This window comes from Enterococcus sp. 1001283B150225_161107_E12, assembly GCF_015556925.1.
GTDB classification, from domain to species: domain Bacteria; phylum Bacillota; class Bacilli; order Lactobacillales; family Enterococcaceae; genus Enterococcus_B; species Enterococcus_B mundtii.
In genome coordinates this window covers 87,688-100,293 of the sequence record NZ_JADNNI010000010.1, presented here as the reverse complement: position 1 = coordinate 100,293, position 12,606 = coordinate 87,688, and the positions used below count along the sequence as shown (strand labels likewise).

The 12,606-nt window shown below is 40.8% G+C and carries 8 protein-coding genes and 1 riboswitch; of the genes, 6 read left to right on the top strand and 2 right to left on the bottom strand.

Annotation, left to right across the window (positions count from 1 at the left end; translation table 11 throughout):
- Together I2F89_RS15500 and I2F89_RS09420 are read left to right on the top strand one after the other, a co-directional pair.
- Positions 1 to 4,369, top strand: a 4,369-nt coding sequence (locus I2F89_RS15500) for an isopeptide-forming domain-containing fimbrial protein (RefSeq protein WP_229078094.1), incomplete at its 5' end; no start/stop codon positions are given.
- A gap of 476 nt (positions 4,370 to 4,845) precedes the next feature.
- The gene (locus I2F89_RS09420; protein ID WP_195514251.1) at positions 4,846 to 6,330 is read left to right on the top strand and encodes a peptidoglycan DD-metalloendopeptidase family protein; all 1,485 of its coding nucleotides are present in this window, start codon (positions 4,846 to 4,848) and stop codon (positions 6,328 to 6,330) included.
- Positions 6,331 to 6,394: 64 nt separating this feature from the next.
- Here the strand turns inward: I2F89_RS09420 and I2F89_RS09415 are convergent, their stop codons facing one another.
- A complete protein-coding gene (locus I2F89_RS09415; protein ID WP_074799813.1) occupies positions 6,395 to 7,114 on the bottom strand; it encodes a UTRA domain-containing protein in 720 nt (239 codons plus the stop codon).
- A gap of 290 nt (positions 7,115 to 7,404) precedes the next feature.
- Here I2F89_RS09415 and I2F89_RS09410 point away from each other — a divergent pair, with 290 nt between their 5' ends.
- Both I2F89_RS09410 and I2F89_RS09405 read left to right on the top strand, forming a co-directional pair.
- The gene (locus tag I2F89_RS09410; RefSeq protein ID WP_195514250.1) at positions 7,405 to 8,688 is read left to right on the top strand and encodes a PTS sugar transporter subunit IIC; all 1,284 of its coding nucleotides are present in this window, start codon (positions 7,405 to 7,407) and stop codon (positions 8,686 to 8,688) included.
- A gap of 12 nt (positions 8,689 to 8,700) precedes the next feature.
- Positions 8,701 to 9,603 carry a PEP phosphonomutase gene (locus tag I2F89_RS09405; protein ID WP_108173422.1) on the top strand — a complete coding sequence of 301 codons (903 nt, stop codon included), beginning with the start codon at positions 8,701 to 8,703 and terminating at the stop codon, positions 9,601 to 9,603.
- A gap of 114 nt (positions 9,604 to 9,717) precedes the next feature.
- Here I2F89_RS09405 and I2F89_RS09400 read toward each other — a convergent pair whose 3' ends face one another.
- Entirely contained in the window at positions 9,718 to 10,911 is a 1,194-nt protein-coding gene (locus I2F89_RS09400) for an ATP-binding protein (RefSeq protein ID WP_086335055.1), read from the bottom strand.
- 338 nt (positions 10,912 to 11,249) lie between these two features.
- On the opposite strand from I2F89_RS09400, the gene I2F89_RS09395 reads away from it, so the two are divergent.
- Positions 11,250 to 11,687, top strand: a complete 438-nt coding sequence (locus I2F89_RS09395; protein ID WP_142433120.1) for a EutP/PduV family microcompartment system protein — start codon at positions 11,250 to 11,252, stop codon at positions 11,685 to 11,687.
- On the top strand, positions 11,684 to 12,265 hold the full coding sequence (locus I2F89_RS09390) for a cob(I)yrinic acid a,c-diamide adenosyltransferase (RefSeq protein ID WP_074799817.1): 582 nt from the start codon (positions 11,684 to 11,686) through the stop codon (positions 12,263 to 12,265). The genes I2F89_RS09395 and I2F89_RS09390 overlap by 4 nt, the downstream gene beginning before the upstream one ends.
- Before the next feature lie 47 nt (positions 12,266 to 12,312).
- Positions 12,313 to 12,462: riboswitch (adenosylcobalamin (AdoCbl) riboswitch) on the top strand.
- Positions 12,463 to 12,606 lie beyond the last annotated feature (144 nt).

The window sequence follows — 12,606 nt, the reverse complement described above, 5'->3', positions numbered from 1 at the left end:
CAAAGACGGTACGATCACGGCCGAATATGGCAAGATCAGTGATACGAAAACTCGTACGATCATCTTTAAAGTGAAAGTCAATGAAGAAGCGAAGGTCGGCGAAACGATCGTCAATAGAGCGACCATTGATGACGGCACGAATCCGCCAGATGAACCGGAAGCGCCAGTGACACCAGAAGAAACACCAGGAGTATTGGAAAGCAATAAATCGGTGAATGATCAGTCACCGAAACTAGGAGAAGAGATCGAATATCGTATCACTTTCCGCAATAAGATCACAAATGGTGTCTTGAAACAAGTAACGATCAAAGATACCTTACCAACAGGCTTGACCTATGTGGAAGGTAGTTTGACTAGCGAAGGGGATGATCCTCAACCGACTAATCTGACTGCTAAAGACGGTACGATCACGGCCGAATATGGCAAGATCAGTGATACGAAAACTCGTACGATCATCTTTAAAGTGAAAGTCAATGAAGAAGCGAAGGTCGGCGAAACGATCGTCAATAGAGCGACCATTGATGACGGCACGAATCCGCCAGATGAACCGGAAACCCCAGTTACACCAGAAGAAACACCAGGAGTGTTAGAAAGTACAAAAACAGTGAATCATCAATCACCAAGAATCGGTGATGAAATCGAATACCGGATCACGTTCCGTAACAAGATCCAAAATGGTGTCTTGAAACAAGTAACGGTGACAGACAACTTGCCTAAGGGCTTGACGTATGTGGAAGATAGTTTGACTAGTGAAGGCGACGATCCACAACCGACGAAGTTAGTGATGGAAAATGGGAAATTGACAGCCGAGTATGGGACGATTTCTGATACAAAATTCCGTACGATCATGTTCAAAGTAAAAGTGAATGAAGAAGCAAAAGTTGGTGAACAAATCATCAATAAAGCAACGATCGATGATGGCACGAACCCACCAGATGAACCGGAAATACCTGTCACACCAGAAGAAACACCAGGAGAGTTAGAAAGTACGAAAACGGTCAACAATCAATCACCAAAAATTGGGGATGAGATCGAGTACCGCATCATGTTTCGTAATAAGATTCAAAATGGTGTCTTGAAGCAAGTAACGGTGACAGACAACTTGCCTAAAGGTTTGACGTATGTCGAAGGTAGCTTGAAAAGTGAAGGAAACGATCCAAAACCGACAAAATTAATAATGGAAAATGGAAAGTTGACTGCCGAGTATGGCTCAATCACTGATACCAGTACTCGTACGATCGTCTTTAAAGTAACTGTCAACCAAGAAGCAAAAGCGGGTGAAACAATCGTCAACAAAGCCTCAATCGACGATGGCACGAACCCACCAGACGAACCAGAAACGCCAGTCACACCAGTAGTGACACCTGGTCAATTAGAAGTAACAAAAACAGTTAACCATCAATCACCAAAAATCGGTGACGAAATCGAATACCGTATCAGCTTCCGTAATAAAGTAACCAATGGAGTCATCGACCAAGTAACGATTACCGATACGTTGCCTAAAGGCTTGACGTATGTCGAAGGCAGTTTGACGAATGAAGGTGCTGATCCGCAACCAACTAGCTTAGAGATAGAAAACGGGAAAATAACCGCTGAATATCGTAAGATCACTGATACTACTGTACGTTCACTTGTCTTTAAAGTGAAAGTCAATGAAGAAGCGAAGGTGGGCGAGCAGATCATCAATAAAGCAACGATCGATGATCATATCAATCCGCCAGACGAACCAGAAACACCAGTGACGCCAGTGGAAACCCCGGGAGAGCTAGAAAGTACGAAATCGGTCAATCATCAATCACCAAAAATCGGTGAGGAAATCGAGTATCGTATCAACTTCCGTAATAAAGTCACTAATGGCGTATTAAATCAAGTGACAGTGACTGACAAGTTGCCTAAAGGGTTAACTTATGTGGAGGGGAGTTTGACAAGCGAAGGGGACGATCCACAGCCAATAAATCTGACAGAAAAAGATGGAACGATCCTCGCAGAATATGGCAAGATCAATGATACAAAAATTCGCTCGATCGTCTTTAAAGTGAAAGTCAATGAAGAAGCAAAAACAGCTGAAACGATCATCAATAAAGCAACGATCGATGATGGCACGAATCCGCCAGACGAACCAGAAACACCAGTGACCCCAGTGGAAACCCCTGGTGTATTAGAAAGTACAAAAGTAGTGAATAACCAATCGCCAAAACTTGGGGAAGAAATCGAATACCGCATCACCTTCCGCAATAAAGTGACGAATGGTGTCTTGAACCAAGTCACCGTAACGGATAACTTGCCTAGAGGCTTGACCTATGTCGAAGGTAGTTTGACGAGTGAAGGGGATGACCCCCAACCGACAAGTTTAGACTACAAAGACGGTACGATCGCCGCAGAATATGGCAAGATCAGCGACACAAAAGTCCGCTCGATCGTCTTTAGAGTCAAAGTCAACGAACAAGCGAAAGTCGGCGAAACGATCATCAATAAAGCGAACATCGATGATCATATCAATCCGCCAGATGAACCAGAGATTCCAGTAACTCCAGAAGAAACACCGGGCAAACTGGAAACAACGAAAACGGTGAATAACCAATCGCCAAAACTTGGGGAAGAACTCGAATACCGCATCACCTTCCGCAATAAAGTGACGAATGGTGTCTTGAACCAAGTCACAGTAACGGATAACTTGCCTAGAGGCTTGACCTATGTCGAAGGTAGTTTGACGAGTGAAGGGGATGACCCCCAACCGACAAGTTTAGACTACAAAGACGGTACGATCACCGCAGAATATGGCAAGATCAGCGACACAAAAGTCCGCTCGATCGTCTTTAAAGTCAAAGTCAACGAACAAGCGAAAGTCGGCGAAACGATCATCAATAAAGCGAACATCGATGATCATATCAATCCGCCAGATGAACCAGAGATTCCAGTAACTCCAGAAGAAACACGGGGAGAACTGGAAACAACGAAAACAGTCAATAACCAATCGCCGAAACTTGGGGAAGAAATTGAATACCGCATCACCTTCCGCAATAAAGTGACGAATGGTGTCTTGAACCAAGTCACCGTAACGGATAACTTGCCTAGAGGCTTGACCTATGTTGAAGGCAGTTTGACGAGTGAAGGCGACGAGCCACAACCAACAAGTCTAGGCTACAAAGATGGCACGATTACCGCCGAATACGGCAAGATCAATGATACAAAAGTGCGTTCAATTATCTTTAAAGTCAAAGTCAACGAAGAAGCGAAAGTCGGCGAAACGATCGTCAATAAAGCAACCATCGATGATCATATCAATCCGCCTGATGAACCAGAAGTACCCGTGACCCCAGAAGAAACACCAGGGAAATTAGAAAGTACAAAAACGGTCAATAAGCAAAAAACAAAGGTTGGTGAGGAACTCGAATACCGAATCACCTTCCGCAATAAAGTGACGAATGGTGTGTTGAACCAAGTCACAGTAACGGATAACTTGCCTAGAGGCTTGACCTATGTCGAAGGTAGTTTGACGAGTGAAGGGGATGACCCCCAACCGACAAGTTTAGACTACAAAGACGGTACGATCACCGCAGAATATGGCAAGATCAGCGATACAAAAGCTCGCTCAATCGTCTTTAAAGTGAAAGTGAACAAAGACGCCGTATCAGGGAAAGAAATCTTGAACATTGCCACAGTGGATGACCATGTGACACCACCAGATAAACCAGAAGTACCAGTGGTTCCTGAAGATCCAGATCAACCAAAAGTTCCAGATGGTAAACTGGTAAGTGAGAAAACTGTTAATCAGAAAACAGTAAAAATCGGAGAGGAACTTGAATACCGGATTAGTTTCCACAATACAGTAGAGCATGGTATCTTGAATCAAGTGACTGTCACCGATAAGTTACCGAAAGGTTTGACGTATATTGAAGACAGTTTGACAAGTGAAGGCGACGAGCCACAGCCGACAAGTCTAACTTACAAAGACGGTACGATCACCGCTGAATATGGAAAAATCAGCGACACAAAAGTTCGTACGATCGTCTTTAAAGTGAAAGTGAATAAAGAAGCGGTGGCAGGGAAAGAAATCTTGAACATTGCTACAGTGGATGACCATGTGACACCACCAAGTGAACCAGAAGTACCAGTCATTCCGGAAAATCCAGATCAACCAGAAGTTCCAGTCGTTCCTAATCAACCGAATAAGCCAGACGTACCAGTTGTACCAGAAAAAGAAGTACCTAACCGACCAGAGCCTAGAAAACCTGCTCCAAAGGAAAAGGAAGCAAGAAAGTCATTTCTTCCTAAAACAGGCGAAGCAGTTTCTTATACGCTGATCGCTTTAGGTGGTATCCTAGTAGTAATCGTATTGGTCGTGGCAGTAAAGAAAAGAAAACAATGATTCGCCAGAACGTAAAAAACTGAATAACTGAACTGTATTTAATTTGTAGCAACCTTAATTCAGATGATTGGTTACTCTATCTTTTTTTCGATAGCAAATTTAGCAGAGACCGTCCTCCAAATAGGTGAATAGCAATATTTGGAGGGCTGTTTTTATAGATTATTTGATACTACTTGATTTAAAAAAAATGGGGAAAAATTACTGTCAAGTTCAAAAATTGCACTAAATTATGAAAAAATATGGACTGCTTAATCCTTCTTATTCCTGTTAAAATAAACTATAATAAAGTAAAAGTCTGTCGTATTATCTCAGTGTTTGCTAGATATTTTCACTTAACGTTAGTTATTAGTAGTGGATCAAAGCACAAATATGAGATAAATAATTGTTATTACTTTATAAAAATTATTATTTTTTTAACAAAAAATTCATAACTAACATGTATCTTAATAATAACTAAAGAAAAGGATGTAAGAAAATTGAAAAAAAAGTCTACGTATAAATTAGTTTCATTTGTATTTCTTTCACAAATGTTACTAACTACGCCTTTACAAGTATTAGCAGATGAACAAGTTTTTTCTGCGGATCAACCAGTAACAGCGGAAGCACAAACAGAAACAACGACGGATTCGTCTGATACTACAGGTGAAGGTAACACAACAGATACAACAACGGATGGTTCAGAGGAAACAACGCCACCGTCTACTGGTGATTCAAGTGAACCAACCACACCTGACACTTCAGAACCGACGGAGCCAAGCACACCGGAAGAGACAAAACCAACAGAGCCAACGAAACCAACAGAACCGACGAAGCCGACAGAGCCAACACAGCCGAGTCAGCCACAAAAACCAACGTCACCATCAACTGGCGGTTCTACTGGAGAAACACAACCAACTACACCACAGCCGAGTCAGCCGACACAACCAGTGACACCACCCGCTGCACCTGTGGCACCAACGCCTGCTCCTGCAGCGTCAGTTGCTCAAGAGGTACGTCAACCTTCTGCAACTACACCGATCCAAGATCTTGTACCATCAAGTCAAGAAACGGATGAAGGATCGATCCATTTTGAAAAAGATGAATCAGTTGAGAGCTTCATTCGCAAAATCGGTGAATCTTCTCGAGAAATCGGGCAAGAACATGATTTATACGCATCAGTAATGATCGCCCAAGCGATTTTAGAATCAGCTAGTGGACAAAGCCAGTTGGCGCAAGCGCCTAACTACAATCTTTTTGGGATCAAAGGTACACACGAGGGCAATGGCGTGACATTTGCCACACAAGAAGATGCTGGTGATGGTACATTATATACGATCCAAGCAACATTCAGAAAATATGCCAACTATGAAGAAAGTCTTGAAGACTATGCTAAATTAATGACTGAAGGCTTGACTGGAAATAGCGAGTTCTATTCAGGTGCTTGGAAATCCAATGCAGAAACTTATAAAGAAGCAACAGAATTTTTAACAGGTCGTTACGCAACAGATACAAGATATAACGAAAAACTAAATGGTCTGATCGAAACTTATGATTTAGAACAATATGACAAAGAAGTTGCCGGACCTGAAGTGAATAAAGAAGGATATATCGTGCCCTTAAGAAATTATACGATTTCTAGCCCATTTGGTCCTCGTGGTGGTGAATTCCACCGTGGATTAGATTTTGCAGCACCTCAAGGGGAGCCAATCTATGCTAGTAAAGCAGGTACTGTGATCAAAGCAGAATTCCATCCTTCATGGGGAAATTATGTTGCCATTGAACATGAAGATGGCACAACAGCGCTTTATGCTCATCAACAAGAATACGTCGTGAAAGTTGATGATGAAGTTGAACAAGGACAAATCATTGGGTTTGTCGGTTCTACTGGTAATAGTACCGGCAGCCATCTGCATTTTGAGATCAGTCGTGACAACAGCTTATCTCAAGCGCAATTGATTGATCCAGCAACTGTTTTGTTTTAATTAGTGATAATGAAAAAATGCCATTGGAAGGGGACTCTTTCAATGGCATTTTTATTTTACTTAATTAGTGATTCATCGGCCGATCAGCCAACAAAACGAATTTGAATGAATCGACTTGATGCCAGCTTTCTGTGTATTGAAAGTGGGTATAATCAGTCAAATATGCCCAGTTCCTAACAACAAAGATGTTTTTTTCATGTTTTCCTAGATCTAAATATTGAGCGATTGGAGTGGTGATATTCTCAACAGAAATTTCTTTTTTTGAACAGTTCAATTTCAAATGTAATTGATTTTCAAGGTAACGATATAGCGATTGGTTGATGATTTCTTTTGTTAGTTCTGGAACGACAGCGGTGCGCAGATAATCTACTTCCAAAATCAATGCACGACCATTCAACAAGCGGCGACGCAGCAAATACCAGACGGATTCACCTAAACTAAAACCGGAATTTTCTCTAAGTTGTTCGTCCACGATCATTTTTTTCAATGATAAGATCTCTGTGTTGAAGGAATGATTTTCGGAATGATATTTTTCTGAGGTTCCTGACAGATCACTAACGAAAAAATCGATTTTGTCATGAGCAATCACTTTACTGCCTCGTGCAGGTATTTTTTCGATATACCCTGTAGATTCCAAACTCTTTAATGCTGAACGGATCGTGTCACGTGTCACGCCAAATTCTGCCATTAATTTTCTTTCACTTGGAAGAAAGGAATCGGGAGGATACTCTCCTTGATGGATACGTTCGAGAATCAGATTCGATAGTTGTTCATATTTATTCAAATTTTAGTTCCTTGCCTTCCTATAAATAATCATGAGGAAAAATTTATTCTTTGCTATTTGGTATGAATTATATCATACCAGTTTCTTTTTAGATGGCGGATTTAGGACTTAATTTTAGTTTAAGAACGACATGTACCAACTTTAGATTAGAATATGATTATAAAAATTAAATTATTTTTCATTTTATAATTTGTAAGGGCTTTATTTTTCCGCTATAGTACGTGGTAAGAAATGCTATTTTTGGAAAATCAAAAGTAGCGCCACAATCGTTAAGATAGGAGAAGATAAAGATGAACGAGTTTATAAATAATAAGATGTTGCCGATTGCTGCAAAAGTTTCAAACAATAAGATTTTGATTGCGATTCGAAATGGGATTACCTTAGCTTTGCCGCTGATCATTACTGGATCATTGTTTTTGATTATTTCCTCATTTCCAGTGGATGCTTGGACTGATTTCTTAAGTGCCCATGGGATTGATGCTTATTTGAATAAAGGTGTCACGGCTAGTTTTGGGATCATGGGTCTCGTTGCTGCTTTTGGAATTGCGAATGCGTTGGCTGTTCAGTATGACAAAGACGGAGTATCTGCGGGCGTCATTTCTATATCCTCATTCTTACTAGTCACACCGAATCTCGTATCAGATGACGGTGTCGGAATTCCCACTGCATTTATGGGCGCTCAAGGACTTTTTGTGGCAATGGTGATTGCAATTATTTCGACATTGATCTTCAAATGGTTTATTGATCACAACATCCAAGTCCGTTTACCGGATCCTGTCCCGCCAGCTGTTGCGAAAAGTTTTTCTGCTCTGATCCCAGGAGCATCGATTCTTACTTTTTGGTTGGTCATTTATGCAGTATTCCAAATGACTGATTGGGGTTCAGGAAACATTCACCAATTATTGATGGAAATCTTTGGTGGACCTCTAGGGTTACTTGGCGGAACATTAGGTGGTACGTTAGTGTCGATCTTCTTAGTTTCATTGTTTTGGTTCATGGGTATCCATGGTGCCAATGTCGTGAATTCTGTGATCATGCCGATCTGGTTGATGAATACAGATGCGAACCGTGTAGCTGTAGAAGCCGGTGAAAAATTACCGCACATCATTACGCAACCATTTATGGAAAACTTTGTGTATATGGGTGGTGGTGGAGCTACACTAGGTTTAGTGATTGCGGCAGCAATCGTTGGTTTGAGAAAAAATTCGTCGAAAATGACAAAAACGATGGTTCCATTAACATTGACACCAGGTATTTTCAATATCAATGAACCGGCAATGTTTGGGATGCCGATCGTGTTGAATGTTACGTTGTTGATTCCATTTATTTTGGCACCGATGGTCAATGCTGTGGTGACGTATTTTGCGATGTCCCTTGGTTTTGTTCACGGTACGGTAGGAATTGCTGTTCCTTGGACCATGCCTCCTGTTATCTCAGGTTTTCTAGCTACAGGGGGGCATATCTCAGGTTCAATTATCCAAATCATTTGCTTGATTTTGAATATTTTGATTTATTTACCATTCTTTGGAGTGATGGAAAAACAAAACCGCATGAATGAAATGCAAGAAATTTAAGGAGGAAATAACATGGTGAAACGATTTATTAGCGCGCAAACATCAGAGATCATGAAGATGTCAGGGACAGAATTGAAACAATCGATCAAAGCAAGTGAAGGACGTGTGATTTGTTCAGAAAATGTGGTCATCAGGGACAGTAATATTGAAGATGTCACCAACTCTGAAATTGCTCGTGCGTATGGCGCTGATTTGATTTTATTGAATGCTTTTGATGCATTAAAACCAGTTGTTTCAGGTTTGAAAGGTAAGGAAGAAGAGCCAATCATTCAAACGTTACGAAAAGTAGTCGGCAGACCGATTGGTGCGAATCTTGAACCGGTTGATTTAGAGGCGAAGATGGCAGAAGATCGCCTGGATATCCCAGCGGGGCGTCAAGCGACTCGTGAAACAATGGAAGCAGCCAAAAAACAGGGATTAGATTTTATCTGTTTGACAGGAAATCCAGGAAGTGGTGTGACGAATGATGCCATTACAAAAGCAATCTCAATGGCAAAAGAACATTTTGGTGGCATGATCATCGCTGGGAAAATGCACGGGGCCGGAGTCGATGAACCAGTAGCAGATCTGGAAGCAATCAAATCCTTCATCGAAGCAGGTGCCGATGTGATCTTAGTCCCTGCGGTAGGAACGGTTCCAGGTTTTGATGATGTTGAATTAAAAGCGGCGGTCAAAGTGATCCATGCAGCAGGCGCGCTAGTGATGTCAGCAATTGGTACTAGCCAAGAATCATCCGATTCAGACACGATCAAACAAATTGCGATCCAAAATAAAATTTGTGGTGTAGATATCCAACATATCGGCGATGCTGGTTATTCAGGAATCGCTCCGGTAGAAAATATCATGGCGATGAGCCGCGCGATCCGTGGAAATCGTCATACGATCGCGATGATGTCACGCTCGATCGTGCGTTAGGAAGTAAAAGAAGTTTGATGCTAAAGGAATAAAGTTTATGAGTAAGTAAATACGCCTAGCAAAGTAGTCATTAGTGATTGCTTTGCTAGGCGTTCGTTTATTTAGCTGAGCTGCTTATTTATCAAGTAACCAGTCCACGATGTATTGAATCGGAATACCATCTACTTGTTTGATCTCATAATATTTACCGGTAATCACTATTTTTTTATGATTATCTTTGATGTGAAGTAAATTGTCAGTTTCACGATTATTGTTGGGAAGCTCATAAGTTACTTGGATATAGAGTGTTTCATCTAGTTTTTTTGCAACAAAATCGATTTCCTGATTGTCAAGACGGCCAACATCTACTAGATAACCTCGTCTTAGTAACTCGACGTAAACGATATTTTCTAGACGATTACTATAATTACCGTCTTTTCTTCCTACCGCGTTTCTGCGAAGTCCAGAATCAATAATGAAATATTTTCCATTCGTTCTTAAATATTCTCGGCCTCTAATATCATACTGTTGTGCACGATAAAAGAGATAACCATGTTCCAATAGGTCTAAGTAGCGATTGATGGTATGCGTGCTCGTTGTGATTCCTTCACTCTTTAATGTGTTCGCAATTCTTGACGCATTGACGAGTTGGCCAACATTATCTGATAAAAAACGAATCAGCGCTTTTAACACTGTTGCATCTTTTAAACCGGCACGCAAGGCAACATCGTTCAGGACGATCGTATCAAAGATCCCTGATAAAATCGTATCTTTGATTCTCTCATCAGCTAATACTACACTGGGAAAACCACCATATTGTTCATATTCCTGATATGCTTGATCAACAAACCGAGAGTCTTTTGCAATGTCCTTAACAGCTAAAAATTCATCAAACGACAAGGGATAGATAGGAATCTCAATGTATCGGCCACTAAGTAAAGTGGCAAGTTCTCCAGATAACATATTCGCATTTGAACCAGTGATGACTAGCTCGCAATTAAAGCTAGTTTTTATGCCATTGACGACACGCTGCCATCCATCGACAAGCTGGATCTCATCAAATAAAAAATATACTTTTTCTTCATCTTGAGGAATCAATGGTGCTAACACGTCCCTAAACTTCTCTGCATCTGTGACTACTTGATAATTGAATGATTCAAAATTGATATAAATAATATGATTTGGTTCCACACCCTGTTCCAATAAATAGCGTTGGTAGAGCATAAGTAACACAGATTTACCAGACCGTCTAACGCCAGTAATGATTTTGATGAAATCAGTGTTCTGTAAATCGATCAATTGATTTAAATAATCAGGTCGTTGAAACAAAGTTATCCCTCCTCCAATATCCTATTGTTGGTGTAAGTATACCATATTTGAAGTTAACTTCAAAAAAATCATTATTTTCATTAAATTTGAAGTTAACTTCAAAAAAATGTTTTTTTACCGTAAATTAGAAGTTAACTTCAAATTTATGTACATGATATAATAGATTTTTCATTGTTTTTCGTTAGTATAGAGCAAGATTTATTTTGACAAACCTGAGAGAAGCGATTACACTAGTGAAAAGAAGCACACAAAGATGTGTGCGGTTGAATATGGCAATGCCGCCTAAAAAAGTAGAGATTATTCTGCTTTTTTAGGCTTTTTTTATGGAGGAGAGGTAAATGAGGAGAATCATTTTAATGGGTGCGATTGGTTGTGGAAAGACCACTCTTTGTCAAGCCTTGCGAGGAGAAGCAATCGTTTATGATAAGACCCAAGCGGTAGAATTTCATCCTGAGATGATCGATACACCAGGGGAATTTATTCTACATCGCCAATACTACGCTGCTTTGACTGTGACAGCGGCAGAAGCAGATGTCATTGGTTTGGTGCAAAGTGCGTTAGACCAAGAACAGATTTTTTCACCAGGCTTTGGCCACATCTTTCCAAAAGAAGTCATCGGGATCATGACCAAAGTTGATCTAGTGAAAGACGAGAAAGAGTTGGCGCGTGTACGTGAACAATTGCTTGCAGCTGGAGCAACGAAACTGTTTGAAGTCTCATCAGTCGAAAAAACGGGACTAGCAGAATTGATTGAGTACTTAGGAGGAGAATCATGAAAATCTACACAAAAACAGGCGACAAGGGAATGACGAAACTAGTTGGTGGTCATAGCGTATCGAAAGATTCAGATCGTGTGGAAAGTTATGGGACGATCGATGAATTGAACTCATGGTTGGGCTATACGATCAGTCAATTGTCAAAAGAACAAGACGTTTTTAAGGAGGAATTGGAAGAACTACAACAACTTTTATTTGATGTAGGGACTGATCTATCAACGGTCTTGGAAGATGGAAGACCGCTTAAAGTCCAACAAGAAAGCGTAACTTGGTTGGAAGAACGGATTGATTTTTACACACAGCAATCGCCGGATATCGAACGATTTATTTTACCAGGGGGCTGTCAAGGAGCGAGCATGGTCCATGTGGCACGAACGATTGCTCGTCGCGGGGAACGACATATCGTCCGTTTAAGTGCGACTGCGGCGATCAATCCTGAAGTGATCGTGTTTGTGAATCGCTTGTCTGACTATTTTTATGCGTTGGCGCGTTATATGAATGTGCAAATGGGGCAAGAGGATGTTTTTTATACAAGAGGAGAGAAGGTCTTCCATAAGATAAAAGAAGAAGGTTTATAAAAAGTGTTTGATTTTTCACAAACAGTATGGTAAAGTGCTGTTAGATTAATCAAATGTTTATGAAAGATACGAATGGAAGCCAGTGAGATGCTGGCACGGTCCCGCCACTGTGATAAAGCGTTCAAGCTTTTAAGTCAGGTCTTTTCTTATTTTTCATTATTGGGCAAACTGTTTCGAGGCAAAACAGGGTGTTGCTAAAAAAATGACGTTTTTTGAAAGTCAGCCCAAGAATATTTGATTCAATCCCACACATAGCACGATGATGTGTATGGGAATATTGGGCTGGTCTTTCAATGGGGAAAGAGATTTCAAGTACAATGGCGTACTGCTGATTCCCAGCG